This window comes from Streptomyces sp. NPDC111516 (assembly GCF_055635345.1).
On record NZ_JBVKBV010000002.1, the window covers coordinates 80,864 to 100,273 of the forward strand.

The 19,410-nt window shown below is 67.4% G+C and carries 24 protein-coding genes and 1 pseudogene; 16 read left to right on the forward strand and 9 right to left on the reverse strand.

The window, feature by feature from the left end; genetic code table 11:
• Positions 1-7: 7 nt before the first annotated feature.
• From ACZ7L9_RS05970 to ACZ7L9_RS06005, 8 genes are all read left to right on the forward strand, one after another.
• Positions 8-946, forward strand: a complete 939-nt coding sequence (locus ACZ7L9_RS05970; protein ID WP_471412938.1) for a type II secretion system F family protein — start codon at positions 8-10, stop codon at positions 944-946.
• 14 nt (positions 947-960) lie between these two features.
• Entirely contained in the window at positions 961-1,848 is an 888-nt protein-coding gene (locus ACZ7L9_RS05975; RefSeq protein ID WP_471413475.1) for a DUF5936 domain-containing protein, read from the forward strand.
• Positions 1,849-1,899: 51 nt separating this feature from the next.
• Positions 1,900-3,216 carry a sensor histidine kinase gene (locus ACZ7L9_RS05980; protein WP_471412940.1) on the forward strand — a complete coding sequence of 439 codons (1,317 nt, stop codon included), beginning with the start codon at positions 1,900-1,902 and terminating at the stop codon, positions 3,214-3,216.
• A gap of 58 nt (positions 3,217-3,274) precedes the next feature.
• Positions 3,275-4,384 (forward strand): response regulator, encoded by a 1,110-nt coding sequence (locus ACZ7L9_RS05985; protein WP_471412942.1) that lies wholly within the window; start codon positions 3,275-3,277, stop codon positions 4,382-4,384.
• Between the two features lie 245 nt (positions 4,385-4,629).
• Positions 4,630-4,866 carry a hypothetical protein gene (locus ACZ7L9_RS05990; RefSeq protein ID WP_471412944.1) on the forward strand — a complete coding sequence of 79 codons (237 nt, stop codon included), beginning with the start codon at positions 4,630-4,632 and terminating at the stop codon, positions 4,864-4,866.
• A complete protein-coding gene (locus ACZ7L9_RS05995) occupies positions 4,863-5,465 on the forward strand; it encodes a pilus assembly protein TadG-related protein (protein ID WP_471412945.1) in 603 nt (200 codons plus the stop codon). The genes ACZ7L9_RS05990 and ACZ7L9_RS05995 overlap by 4 nt, the downstream gene beginning before the upstream one ends.
• A 31-nt stretch (positions 5,466-5,496) precedes the next feature.
• A complete protein-coding gene (locus tag ACZ7L9_RS06000) occupies positions 5,497-6,114 on the forward strand; it encodes a hypothetical protein (protein ID WP_471412947.1) in 618 nt (205 codons plus the stop codon).
• Between the two features lie 8 nt (positions 6,115-6,122).
• Positions 6,123-6,773, forward strand: a complete 651-nt coding sequence (locus ACZ7L9_RS06005) for an OmpA family protein (RefSeq protein WP_471413477.1) — start codon at positions 6,123-6,125, stop codon at positions 6,771-6,773.
• A gap of 62 nt (positions 6,774-6,835) precedes the next feature.
• On the opposite strand, the gene ACZ7L9_RS06010 is transcribed toward ACZ7L9_RS06005, so the two are convergent.
• Together ACZ7L9_RS06010 and ACZ7L9_RS06015 are read right to left on the reverse strand one after the other, a co-directional pair.
• On the reverse strand, positions 6,836-7,027 hold the full coding sequence (locus ACZ7L9_RS06010; protein WP_471412949.1) for a hypothetical protein: 192 nt from the start codon (positions 7,025-7,027) through the stop codon (positions 6,836-6,838).
• A gap of 11 nt (positions 7,028-7,038) precedes the next feature.
• The gene (locus ACZ7L9_RS06015; RefSeq protein ID WP_471412951.1) at positions 7,039-7,890 is read right to left on the reverse strand and encodes a DUF5753 domain-containing protein; all 852 of its coding nucleotides are present in this window, start codon (positions 7,888-7,890) and stop codon (positions 7,039-7,041) included.
• 321 nt (positions 7,891-8,211) lie between these two features.
• Here ACZ7L9_RS06015 and ACZ7L9_RS06020 point away from each other — a divergent pair, with 321 nt between their 5' ends.
• From ACZ7L9_RS06020 to ACZ7L9_RS06030, 3 genes and pseudogenes are all read left to right on the forward strand, one after another.
• Entirely contained in the window at positions 8,212-8,784 is a 573-nt protein-coding gene (locus ACZ7L9_RS06020; protein WP_471412953.1) for an ATP-binding protein, read from the forward strand.
• Between the two features lie 395 nt (positions 8,785-9,179).
• Positions 9,180-9,935 (forward strand): SDR family NAD(P)-dependent oxidoreductase, encoded by a 756-nt coding sequence (locus ACZ7L9_RS06025; RefSeq protein WP_471412954.1) that lies wholly within the window; start codon positions 9,180-9,182, stop codon positions 9,933-9,935.
• Between the two features lie 53 nt (positions 9,936-9,988).
• A pseudogene (locus ACZ7L9_RS06030) lies at positions 9,989-10,099 on the forward strand (transposase); the annotation flags it as partial.
• A gap of 502 nt (positions 10,100-10,601) precedes the next feature.
• Here ACZ7L9_RS06030 and ACZ7L9_RS06035 read toward each other — a convergent pair.
• A complete protein-coding gene (locus ACZ7L9_RS06035; protein WP_471412956.1) occupies positions 10,602-11,402 on the reverse strand; it encodes an IS630 family transposase in 801 nt (266 codons plus the stop codon).
• 134 nt (positions 11,403-11,536) lie between these two features.
• On the opposite strand from ACZ7L9_RS06035, the gene ACZ7L9_RS06040 reads away from it, so the two are divergent.
• Positions 11,537-12,727, forward strand: a complete 1,191-nt coding sequence (locus ACZ7L9_RS06040) for a hypothetical protein (protein WP_471412958.1) — start codon at positions 11,537-11,539, stop codon at positions 12,725-12,727.
• On the opposite strand, the gene ACZ7L9_RS06045 is transcribed toward ACZ7L9_RS06040, so the two are convergent.
• The gene (locus tag ACZ7L9_RS06045) at positions 12,679-13,023 is read right to left on the reverse strand and encodes a hypothetical protein (RefSeq protein WP_471412959.1); all 345 of its coding nucleotides are present in this window, start codon (positions 13,021-13,023) and stop codon (positions 12,679-12,681) included. The genes ACZ7L9_RS06040 and ACZ7L9_RS06045 overlap by 49 nt on opposite strands.
• A 94-nt stretch (positions 13,024-13,117) precedes the next feature.
• On the opposite strand from ACZ7L9_RS06045, the gene ACZ7L9_RS06050 reads away from it, so the two are divergent.
• On the forward strand, positions 13,118-13,618 hold the full coding sequence (locus tag ACZ7L9_RS06050) for a hypothetical protein (protein ID WP_471412960.1): 501 nt from the start codon (positions 13,118-13,120) through the stop codon (positions 13,616-13,618).
• Here ACZ7L9_RS06050 and ACZ7L9_RS06055 read toward each other — a convergent pair.
• From ACZ7L9_RS06055 to ACZ7L9_RS06065, 3 genes are all read right to left on the reverse strand, one after another.
• Positions 13,615-13,749: a hypothetical protein gene (locus tag ACZ7L9_RS06055; RefSeq protein WP_471412962.1), complete on the reverse strand. Its 135-nt coding sequence runs from the start codon at positions 13,747-13,749 to the stop codon at positions 13,615-13,617. The two genes, ACZ7L9_RS06050 and ACZ7L9_RS06055, sit on opposite strands and share 4 nt — an antisense overlap.
• A gap of 184 nt (positions 13,750-13,933) precedes the next feature.
• Positions 13,934-14,368: a VOC family protein gene (locus ACZ7L9_RS06060; RefSeq protein ID WP_471412964.1), complete on the reverse strand. Its 435-nt coding sequence runs from the start codon at positions 14,366-14,368 to the stop codon at positions 13,934-13,936.
• 881 nt (positions 14,369-15,249) lie between these two features.
• Positions 15,250-15,474, reverse strand: coding sequence for a hypothetical protein (locus ACZ7L9_RS06065; protein ID WP_471412965.1), 225 nt, complete (start codon positions 15,472-15,474; stop codon positions 15,250-15,252).
• A 128-nt stretch (positions 15,475-15,602) separates the two neighbouring features.
• Here ACZ7L9_RS06065 and ACZ7L9_RS06070 point away from each other — a divergent pair, with 128 nt between their 5' ends.
• The gene (locus tag ACZ7L9_RS06070; RefSeq protein ID WP_471412967.1) at positions 15,603-16,799 is read left to right on the forward strand and encodes a serine/threonine-protein kinase; all 1,197 of its coding nucleotides are present in this window, start codon (positions 15,603-15,605) and stop codon (positions 16,797-16,799) included.
• A 196-nt stretch (positions 16,800-16,995) separates the two neighbouring features.
• On the opposite strand, the gene ACZ7L9_RS06075 is transcribed toward ACZ7L9_RS06070, so the two are convergent.
• Entirely contained in the window at positions 16,996-17,664 is a 669-nt protein-coding gene (locus tag ACZ7L9_RS06075) for a class I SAM-dependent methyltransferase (protein WP_471412968.1), read from the reverse strand.
• A gap of 64 nt (positions 17,665-17,728) precedes the next feature.
• On the reverse strand, positions 17,729-18,061 hold the full coding sequence (locus tag ACZ7L9_RS06080) for a hypothetical protein (protein WP_471413506.1): 333 nt from the start codon (positions 18,059-18,061) through the stop codon (positions 17,729-17,731).
• 600 nt (positions 18,062-18,661) lie between these two features.
• On the opposite strand from ACZ7L9_RS06080, the gene ACZ7L9_RS06085 reads away from it, so the two are divergent.
• Positions 18,662-18,907, forward strand: coding sequence for a hypothetical protein (locus ACZ7L9_RS06085; RefSeq protein ID WP_366139099.1), 246 nt, complete (start codon positions 18,662-18,664; stop codon positions 18,905-18,907).
• The gene (locus ACZ7L9_RS06090) at positions 18,894-19,370 is read left to right on the forward strand and encodes a Clp protease N-terminal domain-containing protein (RefSeq protein WP_471412970.1); all 477 of its coding nucleotides are present in this window, start codon (positions 18,894-18,896) and stop codon (positions 19,368-19,370) included. Before ACZ7L9_RS06085 ends, ACZ7L9_RS06090 begins: the two co-directional genes overlap by 14 nt.
• The last annotated feature ends 40 nt before the right edge of the window (positions 19,371-19,410 follow it).

The following is a 19,410-nucleotide window of genomic DNA, read 5'->3' on the forward strand; positions in this document are numbered from 1 at the left end:
CCGTGCCATGACGAATCTCCCTCTTCTCACGATCGGCGTCACACTGCTCTGCGGTGTCACGGGCGTCGCCGGCCTGCACGCCTACTCCGGCGGGAAGGCCGACCGGGACGCCCTGGTGGACCGCCTTTCGCACACCGGCCACATCCCGGAGACCGGTCGCCGCCGTCGCTTCCGGGGACTCGACAGCAGGCTGCGCAGGACCGGCCTGGGCCGGAAGCTCGAACTGAAGCTGGCCGCCACTGGCCTCGACATCACGCCGGGCGAGTTCTTCGTCTATTCGCTCGCCGCCATGGCCGGCCTCTGGATGATCGCTTCGTCGATGCTCGCCAGCTTCTTCGGTCCGGTCGCCGCCCTCATCGGCCTGTGGGGTACCAATGCCTTCCTGAACTGGCAGCGGACCAAGCGCACCGAACGTTTCATCAACCAGCTTCCCGAACTCGCCCGCATCCTCGCCAACGCCACCCAGGCCGGACTCGCGCTGCGTACGTCCATCAGCATGGCGGCCGACGAGATGGAGGACCCGGCCGGCGAGGAACTGGCCCGGGTCGCCCGTCGCCTCGCCGTCGGCGAATCCCTCGAAGACGCGATGAGTGAGCTGACCGACCGGCTGCCCTCCCGCGAACTCGTCGTCCTCGTCACCACCCTCATCCTGTCGAACCGGGCCGGCGGTACAGTCGTCAGCTCGCTGCGCAACCTCACCGAAACGCTGGAGGAGCGCAAGGAGACCCGGCGCGAGGTCAAGACCCAGCTCTCCCAGGTCACCGTCACCGCCTACGCCGTCCCGATCTTCGGCCTGGGAGCCATGCTCCTGATGAACGCGGTCATGCCCGGCGCACTCGACCGCATGACCGGCGCCTTCATCGGCCAGGTGGCGGTGGTCGTCTCCATCGCCCTGTACGCGATCGGATTCATCGTGATCCGCCGCATGTCCCGGATCGACGTCTGATGGGCGGCGCGCACATGGGCCTGCTGCTCGCCGGCGTCATGGGCCTGGCAGTGTACGGAGCCATCGCCGGCATCCGCATGTACCGACGCGACGCGAAGCTCCCCGGCGACCTCGCGATCGCATTGGAAGTCGGCTCCACCCGCACCAGCGCGGTCGGCTCCGGTATCGACCGGCTCGGCATGCGCTGGGCCCCCGCGGTCCTGCGGATGATGGGACCCAAGGCCGTCAACAAGAAGCGCCGCCAGATCGACCTGGCGGGCAATCCGGGCGGCCTGACCATCGACCGCTACGCCGCCCGCCGCGCCGTCTACGGCGGCCTCGGCGCGCTCGGCGCCTTCACGATGCTCCTGCGCGGCCAGATCTTCTTCGCCCTGTTGCTGATCGCCTTCGGCCTCTTCTGGGTCGAGGTCGGTATCTGGTCGGCGGTCCGCATCCGTCGCGACCACATCGACCGGACGCTCCCCGACTTCCTCGACGTCCTCGCCGTCGTCGTCTCGGCGGGCCTCGGCTTCCGCCAGGCGCTGGGACGCGTCGCCGAGAAGTACGAGGGGCCGTGGGCCGACGAACTCCGCATCACGCTGCGCCAGATGGACATGGGAGTCAGCCGCCGCGAGGCCTTCGATCAGCTGCGCAAGCGCAATGACTCGGAACAGGTCGCGATGTTCGTCACCACGCTCCAGCAGGGCGAGGAGCTCGGTGCGCCGATCGTCGAGACGCTGATCCAGATCGCCAACGACATGCGCCGCACCGACGCGCAGAACGCCCGTAGGAAGGCTGCCAGGGCCGTCCCCAAGGCGACCTTCGCGGTCACGACCTTCCTCCTCCCCGGAACCCTGGTCCTGCTGACGGTCGGCTTCGTCTACGGAGCCAACATCGACTTCGGCTTCCTCACGGGCGGATGACGTGAACGGTGCGGACGGTGGGCAAAACGGTCGAAGGGAGGTGACAGGCTCATGTCGTTCCAGCTCGGCGGCATCCAGACCGGACTGAATGCTGAGGTGCGTCAGGCGATCGCCGATCCCGGAGCGCGCCCGGCGTTCGCGATCCAGGTCAACGCGCTTCAGGCGATGTGTCGCCAGGTCTTCGGCTTCCGGCTCGCGATGATTGCCATGGCCACACCGTTCGCGCTCGGCCACACCGCGAAGGGACTGGCCTCCTGGCTGATCGGCTCGGCCATTCTTGTCACCTTCATGGGCTCGTACGTCCTGTTCCGTGACTGGGAACGCTTCGGCCCCGTACTCCTGCGCCACCCCTGGCTGCTCGGCATAGACGTCTTCTTCGGTGCCCTGCTGCTGATCACCGCCAGCCCCGAGTCCACCCTCGCGTACGTCACCGTGTGCACCCCCCTGCTGGCCGGCCTCGTCTACGGCTGGCGCGGGGCGGCGGTCTTCACAGCACTTCAGATCGTCGTCGTCCTGGGCGTGTACGGCACCAACCCGAAACTGCAGCCCGCCGACGCCACGGCGGTCCTCCTCCCCGGCTTCTGCATCCTTGCCGGCGCCGTCGGCGTCACCCTGCGCAATCTGCTCCTCCGCTTCGGGACGGCCAGCCAGGCCCTCACCGAGACCAGGGCCCGCCTCGCCGTCAACGAGGCCGTGGAGGGCGAACGCACCCGGCTCGCCCGAGAGATGCACGACTCGGTCGCCAAGACCCTGCACGGCCTGGCGCTGGCCGCCGACGGCCTGGCCGGCTCCTCCGACCGCATGGACCCGCTCACCGTCAAGCACCAGGCCGAACTGGTCGCCCGCGCCGCCCGCCGGGCCGCCGCCGAGTCCCGCGAACTCCTCTCCGACCTGCGCCGTGAGTCCGGACTCGACGGCGGTGTGGACGTCGTACGGGAACTCCGTGCCCGTGCCGACGACTTCACCCGGCGCCACGGACTCACGGCCACCTTCCGGCTCCTCGACGACGCACCGATCCCGCACGTTCCCCAGGCAGTCGCGCGCCAGCTGCTCACCGTCGCCTCCGAGGCGATGGACAACGCCCACCGCCACGCACAACCCACCTACCTCGTCGTACTGGCAGGCGTGAAGGGCGATGTCCTGCGCGTCAGCGTGTACGACGACGGGCGCGGCCTGCCCGCAGGCACCACGCTCGACGACCTCCGGCACGCCGGGCACTTCGGCCTCGTCGGCATGGTCGAACGCGCCGCATCCATCGGCGCCCGCATCCGTATCGGAAAGGGCCAGGCGGCCAAAGGCACGGAGGTACGCCTGGAACTCCCGATAGCCGCTCTCAGCACCCCTCCCGACGTACCACGACCCGATTGAACCCGCACAGCTCCAACTTCACCCTCACCCCCCATAGACCCCTGAGAGGAGGTCGCAGATGCCGGACGACGTCTCCCGCGCTTCGGGCCAGAACTGGGCAGCGCAGAATCACGCCTCCCAGCACACGTCCTCGCACGTCACCCCGCTCAACTCGGAGCCCAGCTCCCACACGTTCCCTGTCCCTGGTCCCGTCCCCCAGCACTCCGCGGCATCCGAGTCCATGCCTCCCTTCCCCGCAGCGCCGCCCACGCCCGTCCCCGGCGCCCTGCGGGTCGTCGTCGCCGACGACAACCCGGTGGTCCGGGCCGGCCTGGGCGTCCTGCTCTCCGGCCGCGACGACATCGAGGTCGTCGCGGAGGCCGCGGACGGCCGCCAGGCCTACGACATGGCCGTGCTGCACCGCCCTGACGTCGTCCTGCTGGACGTCCGCATGCCCGGTGTCGACGGCATCTCCGCCCTGCCCCACCTCGTCCAGGTTGCACCGGTCATGATGCTGACCTACAGCCGCGAGAGCGAGATCGTCCACGAGGCGCTGCGCCTGGGCGCAAGCGGCTACCTGGTCCACGGCGAGTTCACGGCAGGCCAACTGGTGCAGGCCGTACGCGACACCAAGGACGGCCGGGCCCACTTCACCGCCACAGCAGCAAACGCGCTCCTGGCCCACATGCGCCAGGGCCCCGGACCACAGGGACGACCGCTCCCGGAGGGCCTCGGCGCGGCCCTGACCACGGGTGTTCCGTACCAGGGGCCCGGCTACGACGGCCAGGTCCCGAGTTCCCTTCAGCAACACGGAGCGCCCGCACACGTGCCCCAGCCCGCACCGTCTCCACCTGCGGCGCGACCGGTCCGTCCAGCACAGGGTCTTTCGCATCTGCAACCAGTTGTGGCACAGTCTTCCGTGACTGGGGGGACGGGCACGACCCTCAACAGGCGGCAGTTCGGGCTGAGTTCACGGGAGGTGGAGGTCATGGAGCTGATCGCTTCCGGCATGAGCAATCAGCAGATCGCCGCCACCTGCTTCATCAGCGAGAAGACGGTCAAGAACCACATCAACCGCATCTTCACCAAGCTGCACAGCGCCACCCGCAGCGAGGCCATCGCCCGCTGGCTCGGCACGGCACCCACGGCGGGTCCAGGGGCGCACGGGGCCGGTGGTCACCGTGGCTGAGCGTCGCAGCGAGAGCATGGTGGTACGTGCGGGGCGTGGGGCCCCGCACGTACCGGCGCGGGAGGCCCAACTCATGCTTTGGGCCCGGGAATGGGCCCTGGGACCCTCCGGCGAGCAGGGCGTGCCGCCGTATGTTTCTCGTGTCGCCGGCGGTTCCGGCCAGGAGGAAGCCGGAACCGCTGGCGACACCAAGGAAACGTGCGAGTCGGCCGGCTACCGGTCGGCCGAACCCGGAGGGGAATTCCATGTCGAACATCACCCTGAAGACCACCGTGCGCGTCAACGGCTGGGCCAACACCGCGGTCAGCGCGATCCAGAAGCGTTACGAGGCCAAGGACCGGGGCCAGACGGCGTTCGAGTACCTGGGCATCATCCTGGTGGTCGTGGCGATCATCGGTGCAATCATGGCGACGGGCATCGGCGGCGCGATCTCGGAGCGGATCCAGGGCCTTGTGACCTCCATCACCTCGGGGGGCAAGTGATCGGACGTAGCCGCCGCGATGCAGGGCAGGCCTTCCCCATCTATGTAGTGATGGTGGCGGGCCTGCTCTTCCTCGTGTTCGCATTCTTTGCCGTCGGCAAGGCCTCGGCCTTGCGCAATGGAGCTCAGGGGGCGGCGGACGCGGCAGCTCTGGCTGCAGCGAACGAGGCACGGGAGAACTTCGAGGCCGGGTTCCTTGCCTCGCTCCCTGAGGACTTGCTCGACGCATACCTGCAGAGTCATCCGGTCGTCGGCTGTCCTGCGGCCCAGGGACTGGCCGCAGCGAATCAGGCCGATGTCAAGCGGTGCCAAACGACGCCCGGTGGCTACACGGACCGGATCACGGTCAAGGTCAAGGGCCGCAAGCCGGTGGACTCCACGGTGCTTCCCGGTTCGGAGAAGACGCGCGCGAAGGCTACGGCCACCGCTGTCATCAAGTTTCGCTGTCATTGGACGTCCGTGGACTACGACGACGACAGCATCCGCGACATGTTCTTCTTCTCGTGCGGCAATGACTTCCTCCAAATCGAGCCGAGCAACCCCCCGCCCTGGTCCGAGGTGAGCAAGATTCTCTACGACGTGCACCTGGTCGACAATTGATGGCGAACGACGAGTAAAGGATTCAGAACCCATGAGCATTCGGCGCTCCACCAGATCCCGAAGGGCTGTGGCAGCCGTCTCGCTGGCGGCGGCAATGGCCCTGACTGCTGTTGGCTGCGGTGCTGATGACGGTGGCGGAAAGGCCAATGGAGCTGGTTCGTCGCCATCCTCCACTCCGTCCAAGCCCTCGGGAGAGGACAAGGGCGCGAAGCAGGAGGACACAGCTGCCGGCGACAATGTGGACGCGAATGTAAAGCTCGCGCAGGTCAATGGTCGTGATGGGCTGATTCTTGTCGTCAATGAGGTAAAGCGCGATAGTGGCGGGTTCGTTACTGTCAGTGGCGTGATCAAGAATGAGAGCGACACGATTAGCAGTGGCTCTCAGTGGTCGGGCAGTGAGAGCACCATTGTGGCCAGGAACCCGAACTCTGTAGCAGGCGCGACACTTGTGGACAAGGTCGGCAAGAAGCGCTACTACATTCTTCGGGACACGGATGGGCGATGCCTTTGCACAACCGGGCTGACAGCGATTTCGGCCGGAGGGTCGGTTTCCGTCTTCATGCAGTTCCCGGCTCCTCCCGCCACCAGTACAGAAGTCGACTTCACCCTGCCGACCTTCGCCACTGCCTCGCTGAAGATTTCTGGGTGATGACCGACATGACCCACACCCTGAAACGCCGCAAGCCGACGCGGATTGCGGGCCATGTCGTCGCAGCCGCTCTGCTCACGGCAAGTGCCGCCTTCCTGGGGGTGTCGAACGCGATCGCCGACGACGGCCCCAGTGTGCCCCCCGGCACCGAGGCGACATCGGTGCCTCCGGTCAAGCTCGACCCCAACGACCCTGACCTGAAGATGCCTGAAGGCGGCACACTCGCCCCTGCCAAGGTTCTCGACATCGTTCAGGTCGTCGAGGACATGGGTGGCGACGAGCGCCGCGAGGACAGCAACGCGAATATCAAGTTCGCGCTCCAGGCCGAAGTCCTCTTCAGCAAGGACAGTGCCAAGCTGAGCTCCGCCGCCAATTCCCGTATCGCGGCCATCGCCGCCGAGATCAAGAAGCAGAACGCCACCAAGGTGCGCGTCTTCGGCTTCACCGACAATCTCGGTTCGTCGGCCCACGGTGACGTGCTGTCCAAGCAGCGTGCCAATGCGGTGCAGTCGGTGTTGGTCAAGGAGCTGGGTTCGAACGTCACCTTCGATATTCGCGGCTACGGCGAGCAGTATCCGGTCGCAAACAACAGCACGGAAGAGGGCCGCAAGAAGAACCGCCGCGTGGAGGTCTCCTTCCCGCGCGGCACCGCTTCCTGAGGCAACCGCGCCCACACCGGGGCCCGGCACCGCGAGCACATCGCGGTGCCGGGCCCTTGCTGTTACAGCAGGTGGTCGGCCTTGCCGGCCTTGATGTCGCGGATCATCTGCTGGAGCGCCTCGCGGCTGTCGGTGAGGTATCGATCCTCCCGGCCCCGGATAGCGATGAACCCGTTGCCTTCTGTGTCTGTGCCGAGCCTAAAGCAGTTGTTTCCTTCGCCACAGTAAGGCTCTTCCCAGTTGATCTCGAGCATGCTGAACTTCCTTAAAGTTGGCCAGAGATGACGTGAATGAAGTCCCTGGATGCGGCGGAGGACAACGCTGCGCTCTCCATCCAGTCCAGGTGCGCGCGATATTTGGTCAGCTGCGCATCGGCGTGCATGAATTCAGGTCCGTGAGCTGAATCGAGCTGCACGGTGTCGAGTTGCGGTACGACACCGTGGGCGTAGAGGAGCGCGTGCCCGGCTCCAGGGAATGCGCCGCGGCTGACTGGAATCACCCGCACATCGATGTGCTCGCGTTCGGACATCTCGCACAGATGTAGCAGCTGCTCCCGTGCGACGTCCCTGCCGCCGAACTGCATGCGCAGGGCAGCTTCGTGGACGTAGCCCACGTAGTCGATGGGATTCTCACGGTCGAGTACCTGTTGCCTTTCCATCCGATGCGCCACCCGCAACTCGATCTCCAGACGGGACAGCTCGGGCAGAACGGCGCCGAACACCGCACGGGCGTATCCGTCTGTGTGGAGCAGACCAGGTAGGTGGACGGTCTGAGCTGTACGGATGCGAGCCGCGTGCCATTCGAGCTCGGCGATATCCAGGAGGCCTGACGGGAGCGTTCCCCTGTACTGCTCCCACCACCCACGCTCGCGTTGTTCGGCCACCTCTACAAGTGCCTCAACGTAACGTGGGTCGGCGCAGGCGTAGTTGCAGGCCAACGTACGGACACGTGCGGGTGCGATTGGACGGACTCCGGCCTCCATGTTGGAGATCTTCGTCCGGTCGATACCCAGCAAGCCCGCCGCGTAGGCGGTGGTTGCCTCGGCTGCAACGCGCATCTTGCGCAGTTCGGCACCGAGTCGCTTCTGGCGTTCTGTCGGAGTGGAACTGCTCGGCATGGGCCCTCTCTTCCACGGACTGTGCGCACAGTCTGCCGCCGCGCCGGGCGCCCAGTCCAACAGATGGGAGGTAATTGCCTCTGATTCGATGGCATGAGTGCCACCGCTGCGCTACTTTGGGTTACGCACCGCTCACACAGCGACGACGAGCCGGAAGTGCATCACGCGGTCCTGCCCGCAACCTCCTTCCCTGGGAGGGGCAGTCCCGCGTCAGGGAGACAGGCCACTGCTCGTCCGCAGCGCAACAGTGTGAGCCACCTGTGCGCGCCCACGCGAAAGAGGGACACCGCCAACTCGCCACCCGCATCAGGGGAGTCAGTCATGCACTCATCTCCATTCACCGCACTCTGCCCGGCTCTCGCCGAGGCGCGTACCACGGGCCTGTATCCGCATCCCCATCCGCATCCGCATCCGCGCTCGGCCGCATCCCGCAACCCGCACCAGCAACTCCAGCAACCCCCGCAGCCCCATCTGCGCTCCAAGGGCCGCTCCGCGCACACCCTCGCGCTGAGCTTCACACTGCCGGGCGATGTCCGTAGCGCGTTCATCGGGCGCACCGCGATCGCCGCCGCTCTGGAGGCGCACGGGCTCGCCCCGTACGTCTGGCCGGCAACGCACGCGGCCGCCGAACTCATTGCCGTCACGGCCAGGATGAGCCCGGGGAAGGAGCTGTACGTATCCCTGCGCCACCGGGACGACGCGCTCCGCCTCCTCGTCTGGGACCAGCACCCGCGCCACTCCGAACCGGACATGGCCACGCTCTGCGAGACACGGCGTCGGCGGGCGCTCTGGCTGTTGACGGCTGTGGTGGACGACTGGGGCGGGGAGTGGGGTGTCCGCGAAGCCTCACTGCCGCAGCTTGGTATCAAGTCCTGGGTGCAGTTGCCCCGTTGACATTCCCGATCGGGATACCTCCGGTTGCGTCCCGCAGGCGGGCTCCAAGAGTGTCCGGTCCGGATGCCGGGATCCCGGCCGCGATGAGAGCGCGGTGGAGCTTTGGTGCTTCGGTGTCGGCTGCGATGACGCCGCTGGAGCCTGCCTGCTCCAGCGCTGTGTTCACGGCCGCGACTGTCGCGGCGGCCGGCAGGTCGAGCTGCCCCTTGGTCCACGTGCCTGCCGATCCGGCGTGCGGACCGAACTGCACCGGGCAGCCGCGGTCGGTTCGTACTTCCAGGGTGTACGGAGTCGTCGTTGAAGATTGAACGTGACGTCTGAATACCGCCGGACCCGCAGGGCGTTCCGGTCTTGGATTGAGCGTGTCCAAGACCGGAAAAAGGAGTTTTACGGAGATGACGATGAACGGTGCGACGGGGCTCGACGGCAAGGTGGCCCTGGTGACCGGCGGCAGCCGGGGGATCGGGGCAGCGGTCGCGCTGCGGCTGGCCGGGGACGGCGCAGACGTGGCGCTGACCTACCAGGGCTCGGCCGAATTGGCCGAAGAGGTGGTCGCCAAGATCACCGCGATGGGTCGGACCGGCTGGGCCGTCCGCGCGGACAGCGCCGACCCGGAGGCGGTGCGCGGCGCGGTGGCGGCGGTCGCCGAGCGGTTCACGCGGCTGGACATCCTGGTGAACAACGCGGGTGTCGGCGCCGTCGGGCCGATCGAGGCGGTGGCACTCGACCAGATCGACCAGGTGCTGGCGGTGAACGTTCGCGCGCCCTACCTCTACGCCCAGGCGGCGCTGCAGTACCTGGCCGAGGGCGGACGGATCGTGAGCATCGGCAGCTGCATCGCCCAGCGCGTAGCCTTCCCCGGAAGCGCCCTCTACGCGACCAGCAAGGCCGCGCTGATCGGCTTCACCAAGGGCATGGCCCGGGAGCTCGGCCCGCATGGGGTCACCGTCAACCTGGTCCACCCGGGCCCGATCGACACCGACATGAACCCGGGCGACGGCGATTCCGCCGACTTCCAGCGCGGCTTCACCGCGCTCGGCCGCTACGGCACGGCGGCGGAGGTCGCGGACGCCGTTTCGTACCTGGCCGGCGAGAGCGCCCGATACGTCACAGGCGCGGAGCTGGCGGTGGACGGTGGCTTCGCAGTCTGAGCCCTCTCGGTCCGACGCAGGCCAGGTAGACCTTGGCGCTCAGTCCATCACGGCATCGACCCGTGATCTCGGGCAGTGGATCACGGCGGGACGTACCCGAGCGGTACGGGTCCTGGGTCACCCTGCACGCCCGCTTCCGCCGCTGGGCCAAGGACGGGACCTTCGAGCGAGACCGCACGCGGTTCACCGCTGAGATGGGCGCCATCCGGGTGCCCCGGTCGGGTCCGGGACGGCCCCGGACCCGACCCGCCCATGTCATCGGCGACAAGGGCTACAGCTCGAAGGCGATCCGCGCCTGGCTTCGGCAGCACGAAAAGGGCCTGGTCACGCTCCGTCTGCTGTACGAGGTGGACGGCTCGCAGTACTACTGCGACAGCATGCCGTACCAGTTTCCGCCCATCGGGGTCGGCCAGCGCTTGGACGTCATCTACGACGCTAAGGACCCCAACTACTCCGTGGTCGTGGAACAGCGTGGGCGAGGCGTGGCGCCGTGGTTCGTCGGCGGGATCGCCCTGGTGTTTCTGGTGTTGCTCTGGCTTGCGTATCTGTGAACGTGGCGCGTGCACAAGGGGCTCGGAGATCTCGGTATGCGGGTCACTTCTTACCAGGTCTGGTCTGCCAGATGATCCAAATGAAGCCGCCTAGTGTCTCGTGATCCTGATTGTGTTACTTCGAGTTGTTATTGACGAGTTTCTTCACGTTGGTCTGGACGAGTCGGACCTTGGCGAGAATCTCGTCGGCGGTGGCGGTCCAGGTGAAGGGCTTCGCGTTCTCGTTCCAGGAGTTGATGTAGTCGCGGATCTGCTTGACCAGGACGTTGACGCTGGAGAACGTGCCACGGCGGATGGACTGCCGGGTGATGATCCCGAACCAGATCTCGATCTGGTTCAGCCACGAGGATCCGACAGGGGTGAAGTGGACGTGCGGGTTCTTCGCCAGCCACGCCTTCACGTCCGGGGTGGTGTGCGTGGACAGATTGTCCAGGACGACGTGGATCTCCTTTCCCGCATGCGGTTTCACCGCCTTCTTCAAGAACGCCAGGAAGTCCGCGCCGTTCCGGCTCGGCTTGCACTCGCCCAGCACTTCACCAAGCGTGACGTTCAACGCGGCGAACAGGTTCGTGGTGCCGTGCCGCACATAGTCGTGGGTGCGCTTCTCGGTGGCCGCGAAGGCCACCGGCAGCACTGGCTGGGTTCGGTCCAGGGCCTGCACCTGCGTCTTCTCGTCGACCGACAGCACCACGGCGCCACCGGGCGGGGCCAGGTACAGGCCGATGACATCGGCGACCTTCTCCGCGAACGTCGGGTCCTTCGAGATCTTGAAGGTGCCCGAACGATGCGGTTTCAGGTTCTCCTCACGCCAGACGCGGGCAACGTAGTGCCAGGACACCGAAACGCCCTCGCGCCGCTTCAAGTAGCCGGCCAGCGTTCGCGTCGACCAGTACCGACGTTCTACAAACAGGATCACGAGACACTAGGGCATACAGGGCAATACGCCTAGATCAAATGCCCTCTAAGCAGCAACCTCCCACCGTGGGGACGCTGCCCGGGACAGGAACTTGCAGAGCCCCGGCCGACCACAGGCCGTGAGAACCTGGCGCCATGAAAGCGAATCGCGGCCCCCTCGGCGATGAGCGGCGCGACCGCGGCCCCGAACTGCCGCCTACCCGCGGCGTCCTGATCACCGGCAGCCTGGTGCGCGTGTCGGGCGCGGCCGCCGCGGGCTGCGGGGCGCTGTTCGGTCTGCTTCCCGTCCTCGCACTCATCGGCAGATTCGGCTTCCCCGACGACCCACCGGACTTCGTGCCGGTGTTCGGCGGCCCCCTCATCGCTGCGAGCCTTGGTATCGCCGTCTTCCTGATCGTGCTCGGCTACTCCCTGACCTTCCAGCAACTGGCGCTCGCGGACATGTACGCAGCGGCCGAGGACTCCCCCTCGCTGGGGAACGCGGTCGAGGTGCGTGGCCCCGTCAGCCGCACGCCGTTCTTCCCGGCGGTCGTAACCAGCATCGTCATCGGTTCCCTTCTCCTTGCAACGGCCGGCGTCTTGCTCGCCGCGTCCGCCTGGCCGGCGATCGCGATGATTCTGCTCGTCCTGGGCGTGCTCTGTGTCCCGGCCGTACTCGCTCTGATCGCCGCCGACCGACGGTGGCGCCGCACGGCGGGCGAGCGCCTTCCCGCACAGGCCCTGGGCGAACAGGGCCACGCGCGGCTCCTCCTCGGCGACGCGGACACGAAGCTGCGGCAGCAGGTCAAGGCCCGAGACCGCGCCGAGGCCACCGACCTCGACCGCGCGAGCATCCCTGTGCTCGCGACCCTCGTCATCGCCATGCTCGCCATGATGAGCCCCTCGCTCTCGCCCACGACTCCCATCTGGAAACAGGTGCAGCTGGCCGGCGCCGGACTCGGCGTCCTGTGCCTGCTCCTCGTCCCCTGCATCGCGGTGCTCCGGGTCCGGCGACTGCGACGCACCCTCGTGCGGGTACGCCGCGGCGGAGCGGATGTGACCGCCATCGACCGCGCGCACGCGATCACCGCGACGGCGACTCATGCGTCCGAGGTGCACGCGGCGACGACGGTCTGGGCGCTGCTGGGCGCAGGAGCGCTCGGCACGCTGATCCCCCGGACCACTGATATCGCGCCTGTACTGATCGTCGCGGGCATCTGGGCGCTCGGCTTCACCGCGCTCGTCGCGCTGTCGATGCGCTCGGACGTGGCCGCCCCGAAGCTCCGGGAGGAATTCGGCTACCGACTCCCGACCCAGACCTCCGGAAACGACAACACCTGGCACTGAGATTCAGGTCCGGTAGTTCGCTGGGAGCACGACTCCGGAACGGCTATGAGGATGGCGCTGTGCCACTCCGGTCCCGTCGAGGCGCGTCGGCCCCGGGTGACGAGGCCGCCCGCCGATGTGAGCAGGGCGGCCGCGCGGGACGCGATGTCGGCGCCGCTGACAAGCGCGGGGCGCTTTCCGGTGAAGAACTCGGCCGCGTACTGGTAGCGCGGTGGTTCATGCCGGTCGACGACCCGAGGCTCGTTGAGGAACAGCAGGCTCAGATCGCTGCCGGGGGTCAAGTCATCTATCAACATGGTCAGTTGAGACCGTAGGACTCGGCCCAGGCGGTCCAGTTCTTCCTGCGCGCCGGGTATGGGACCCATGGTTCCCCCTCCGGGAGGTCAAGGTATGTTGCCGATCGTCACGCAGGCCGCGGCCCGTGCCCAGTTGCTGCGGCATCTCACCGAAACGCTCCGGGCGCTGCCCGTCGAACTGTCCCTCGCACTGCGGCATCCCGACCTCCCCAGGGCGAGGATGCACGACGGCGTCACCCTGTTCGGCAGTCCTTTCGACGATGACGATGCTGATGGCGACAAGGGCGATGACGTCGGTCGGTCCGCCGCTTTCGACATCGGGTACTGGGTGGTCGGGACCACGCCCGACACCTCCGGCGCGTATCTCGACATGGTGATGCGCGTCTGGAGCGACCGGGGTTGGACGACGCGGACCTTCAGGGATTCGCCGCCGCTTGCCGGGTACGCGCACAGCCCCGACGGAAACGGGTTCAGCGTCAGGCAGAGCATCAACGGATACCTCAGCATGTCCGGGACGACTCCGGCCTTCATGGTCGACCCGAACCCCGGAGACCCATTCCCGGACCGGATCGACCACCCGGCCGGCGAGCTTTAGCGCGGGTTCCCGCGGACCTCGATGAAGTCGCCCTCATCGTCGAAGACCTGCTCCCCGGCCAGGGTGCCGTCGTGGTTCCAGGAGCGCCACACACCGTGGCACTGGCCCCACACCATGCGGCCCTCGGACATCAACGGTCCGTCGGCCCGGAATGAGCGGGCCGGTCCGTGCGCGTAGCCGTCGACGTAGAAGTCGGCATCGGCACGACGCAGGCGGGGGGCCGGTGCCGCCCCAGCCGTCGACCGAGGTGTGAGCGCGGCGCCCGCCCCGTGACGGGGCGGGCGCCGGGCGCGCGGGTGCTGCGTTCGCGGCCACTCAGTCGAGACAGAACTCGTTGCCCTCGATGTCCTGCATCACGAGGCACGACTCGTTGTAGCCATCGGCACGCAGTAGTCGCACGCGTACCGCGCCGAGCGCGACCAGTCGTGCGCATTCGGCCTCAAGTGCGGCCAGGCGCTCTTCACCCACGAGCCCGATGCCGACCCGCACGTCAAGATGCAGCCGATTCTTGACGACCTTGCCTTCGGGAACGCGCTGGAAGAACAGTCGCGGGCCCACACCTGAGGGATCGATGCATGCGAACGCCGAACCCTGACGCTCAGGCGGCAGTGCGCGATCGAAATCGTCCCAAGTAGCAAACCCCTCCGGCGGCGGCGGTACGACGTACCCCAACACCTCGCACCAGAAACGAGCGACGCGCTCAGGTTCTGCGCAGTCGAAGGTGACTTGGATCTGCTTGATCGATGTCATCGGTCCATCGTAGAGGCGGGGTCTTTCGTCGCCTCCACGTTTTGGCCCGCCCCTGGCCAGGTTGTGGTGCATGCGGCCCACTCTTGGCGACGAGTGGGGCCTTGAGCCGTGGGATGACGATCCTGACGGTGTCCCCACTGAAGCCCGCCCCGGTGTCACCTTCCAGCGCACCAAGACATGGAAGGATTCCCGCGATCCGGGCCGCGAGGCAAAACTGGACCGGATCGAGGATCAGCCCTGGAGGCAGCGGGCAATCAGCTGTGAACCCTCAGCGGTGAGCAACAGCGGCATGAGCCGACGTAACGCAGCCGCCTGCTGATGAACTCGCTTAGAGGAGCTCACAAAATGGGCGCCCGGCTCGCGACGCCTGGCACGCACGCTCGCTGCGTTGCCGAAATGCCCTAGTAGCTCCGCTACGAGGACCTTCCGGCGCCTTGCGATCGCACGCACCAGACGCCGCGAGCTGATCGGACTCCCATTTTGTGAGCTCCTCTTAAGCGTGGCTCGCCGGGTCGGGGCCGAACCGGGAACGTCTTGAGCGGGACCACATCCGCTCACGACGTACAACTCGTCCAGCCATACTCCCCCGGCCCTCACACCGTCCGATGCGACCGGGGCGACCAGCGTCGTCACCACGGGCTCGCGCCCGTCCAGGAACCAGACCTCCACGTCCAGGCCGACGCTATGGAAGAGAAGCCCATTGTCGGTCTGCTCCGGGCCCGAAAAGCCGGCGCCCTCGACCAGGAACGCGAACTCGACGCCCACCTCCGCCCGGAATGCCTCGGCCAGATCCCAGCGATTCCCCATCCTTCGATACTCCGAGATCGTCAGCGCCGGCGGAAGACCCGAACCCGGTGAATCTTCCCCGTCACAGCACTGGCTCACTTGCGCTCGAGCGCGGCCCGCACGGTCTCGGTGTCCGTGCCCTCGGTGTCGACCAGGTTGGTGGGGATGAGGGTGCCGTCGATCAGGACCACCTCCCAGCCTTGCTTGGCGACTTTGTTCAGGGCGCGGTCCAGGTGCTGGGCTTGTGCGGCGAGTAGTCCGATCAGTTTGTCGCGCCGGCGGCGGACGGTGGACTCGGAGACGTTGTTGCCGTCGGCCATGTCGGCCAGGCGCTGGTCGTGGCGCAGATCGGCTCGCCGGCGTAGACGACCACCCCACGCCCTGTCCCGTGCGAAGGAGGTGTCTGAGTCATACTGAGGCGCCGGAGCACAGGGGAGGCACACAGCGCATGGGGTACGGGGTGGACGGTGCGGACCTGCCGGAGCGCATCGGCGGGTACGTCGTGGAGCGGGAGTTGGGCGTCGGCGGGATGGGCATCGTCTATCTGGCGCGTTCGCGCGGCGGGCGCGCGGTGGCCGTGAAGGTGGCGCGCTCGGAGCTTGCGACCGACCCGCACTTCCGGGAGCGGTTCCGTGCCGAGGTCGAGGCCGCGCGCAGCGTGGGCGGCTTCCACACGGCCCCGGTGGTGGACGCAGACCCGGCAGCGGCGGCACCCTGGCTGGCCACGGCGTATGTTCCCGGGCCCACGCTTGCTGCGCTGATCGAGTCCGAGGGGCCGATGGACGAGGCGCGGCTACGGCAGCTGGGCGCGGCGCTCGCCGAGGCGCTGGCGGCCATCCACGGCTGCGGCCTGGTGCACCGTGACCTGAAGCCCGGGAACATCATCATGGCTTCGGACGGCCCGCGGGTGCTGGACTTCGGTATCGCGCGGGCGCTGGAGTCCACGCGCCTGACGGCCACCGGTACGGCCTTCGGGACGCCGGGCTTCCTGGCGCCCGAGCAGGCGCTGGGGCAGGAAGTCAGCGGCGCCGCCGACGTGTTCGCACTCGGCGCAGTGCTTGTCGCGGCGGCGGGCGGCAGCGCGTTCGGGGCGGGCACGCCGATGGGTCTCATGTACCGGTCGGTGCATGAGACGCCGGATCTGGCCGCGGTGCCGGACGGCCTGCGTCCGATCCTGGCGTCGTGCCTGGCCAAGAACCCCTACGTACGGCCCACGCCCGATGGCCTGTTGGACCTGTTCTTGTGTGCACCGGGCATCGCGACGCCCTCCCCGACGGTGGTGGTACCTCCGCCGCCCTCCTACGCACCCTCCAACGTCGTTCCGTTGCACGAGGCCCCGGCCGAGTACGCCCCTGTGGGCAACGCGTCGCCCGACACGGACCTCGCCTTCATGGCGGTCGCCGCGAAGTGCGCCCTCCTGATCGACGCCATGGGGGTCAGTCTCGCTGCGGAGGCCGGTGAGCTGCATTTCACCTGGGCCGAGATCAACACGGTCGAGTACGCGGCCGTGGGCCCCAGGCACCTCAGGGTCTTCGTCCGTCTCCACAACGGCGCCACGTACCCGTGCTTGCTCGCCGCACGCAAGCGGTCCCGCCTCCGGGAATGGCTGACGGACCTGCCGCTGATCCTGGAGTGCTTCACGTAGCCGCCGCACCGCCTGGGCGGGACCGCGGCCCTCCCCCAGATGGCCGGCCGTCGCGGTGTTGAGTCCGATCGGACCATCCGCGCAGCGAGGCCCCTCCGGCGTGCGGTCCCGACCCCACACCGGACGCGACGGTGTGGGGGCAGTGAAGGTTCCCCTTGACACGGCCCGTGTCAAGACATCTCAGGGGGCCAGGAAGTCAAGCCGGCTCCTCGGTAGTCGGCTTGTAGGCCAGGAAACTGGCGAACTTCCAGTTCAGTTTCTCGTCGGGCTCCTGCACCAGCTGAGCGGTGATGGTGAATTCGGCCTGGTTCAGCAGCTCAGCGAGCTGGTGTGTGGGCAGCCGATACGACGCGTAGGACACGAGGTGGCCGCCATAGCCGTGTGTCGGACGGCGGTGCTCACCGGTGCCTACGTGGCCGGCGAGGAGGAGATGTCCGCCGGGTGCCAGGGTGCGGTGGAACTCGGCGAACACGACCGGCAGCAGCTCCGGAGGTGTGTGGTGGGTGGAGTAGTACGCCAGGATGCCGCCGAGCGTGTCGTCTTCGATCTCCAGCGCGGTCATGGAGCCCACGGAGAAGCGCAGGTCCGGATAGGTGCTTCGGGCCAGTTCGATCATCTTTGGGGACACATCGATGCCGAATGCAGAAACCCCGAGTCCGGCCATGTGCGCCGTCACTCTTCCGGGTCCGCAGCCCAGGTCCGCGACCGGCCCTCGGTCGGATGCCTGCACCAGCTCGGCGAAGGCGGTCAGCATCGAGCGTGACAGGGGGTCCAGCTCAGACGGGGTCTTGACGAGGGCGGCGTAGTCGTCGGCCACGGTGTCGTATGACTCCCGAACAGCGGCAAGGTAGGAAGGCTCAGTCACGCCGTGAATCTAGACGGTGCACCGACAGCGCCTGTGACCGATGGCCGCGGAGGAGCCGTCCGGCTCACCGTGGCCGACCGGTCACCGGTTCGCCGACCGCACCCGGACCGTTCACGCCACAGTCCATGCCCTGGTGGAGGCAGGGCACAGCCGTCGCGCGATCCAGCGGCAGCTCGGCATGACGAGCCGAACCGTCAAGCGGTACGCGGACGCCGTCAGGCAGGACGACCTCCCCAGCCTCCACACGCTCGCCGCGGGCATCGACCGCGACCGTGAAGCCGTCCTTGCCGGCCTCACCCTCCCCTGGAACTCGGGCGTCGTCGAAGGCCATGTCAGCCGGATCAAGATGCTCAAGCGCCAGATGTTCGGCCGAGCCGGCTTCGGACCTCCTGCGCAAGCGAGTCCTGCTCGCACCATGACATGGGCTGTCTGCTCAGAGACCGAGCCGCGCTGGCCTGGCTGGAACACCAGAAGTGATCAATGCCGTCAAAGGAGTCGCAAGGTCGCGGGGGAGAAGAGGTCGGCACCAGCATAAGAATCGCGAACCGGCAGAAAAGGATGCGGTCGTCCTCGTCGAGGACGACCGCGCGGACTGAATGACGCAGGTGCAACGTGCGCGACTCGGACCACCCAACGGGCAGGAGGCGGACTCTCAGAGATGGCAGCGGCTGCAGGTGTCCCAAACGTGACCATGGCCCCATGCTGTCCGGCGGACCGCCCCCGCCGAATCATGCGCAAGGTTCAACTCGACTCCTCCGCTCGGGGGATGGAGACATTCGCTTCGACCGAACAGCCGGCGATGCCCGACGTTGATGTGCGACGCGAGTTGCCGACACTTTGCACCTGCGGGTGCGTGATCACGTCCCTGAGTGTCGGCGGACGGTCGATTGCCGACATGTCGGCCCGTGATCGCGAGTCCCCGACGCATCACCCCGCCCCGCCCCAGTCATTAGCAACTCTGGTTGACTATCTCCATTAGTCAACTACAGTTGCTTGCATGTCCGCCGCCAAGAATCCCCTTCCTCAAGAGCCCGCTGACACCCTGGCGGCTGTCGTGGCGTTGCGGCGCCTTGCCGATCAACTGGAGGACGCCGCTGTCGAGCAGGCCATGCGAGCGGGCTGGAGCTGGCCGCAGGTCTCCGAGGCGCTTGGTGTCACCCGCCAAGCCGTCCACAAGAAGCACGCCAAGCGGCTCATCGCCGCCGGAGTCAAGCTGAGGAGGCGCGGCGATGAGCGCGTTTGACAAGTACCTGCATGCGGTCATCGTGCGGGCGATGGAAGAAGCTCAGAATGATGGGTCGGCGACGATCGACGCGCACCATCTTCTGTTGTCGCTCGCCGCGGATCAGGGGTCTACCGCTCAGCAGGTCCTGGCCTCGGTTGGGCTCGATCGCGCTGCTGTCCGCGAGGCACTGGACCGGGAGTTCGAGCACAGCCTGAGCATGGTTGGAGTGTCTCCGGCCGCCTACGACCTTCCCGGACCGAGCCACGCTTCCCAGCAGCCCAAGATGGGTGCGTCCGCCAGACTCGCACTGGAGCGGAGCTTCGCCTCCGCCCGCAAGAAGGACCTGCGGTCAGCGCATCTACTGCTCGGGATCCTGCAGGCTCAAATCGGCACCGTGCCACGTGCTCTCGCCCTGGCCGGTATCGATCAGGCCGAGCTGACGGACCGCGTACGGCAGACGCTCAACAGCCAGGATCAGTGACCACTGGAAACAACTGACACGGCCGATTCACCCCGCGGCC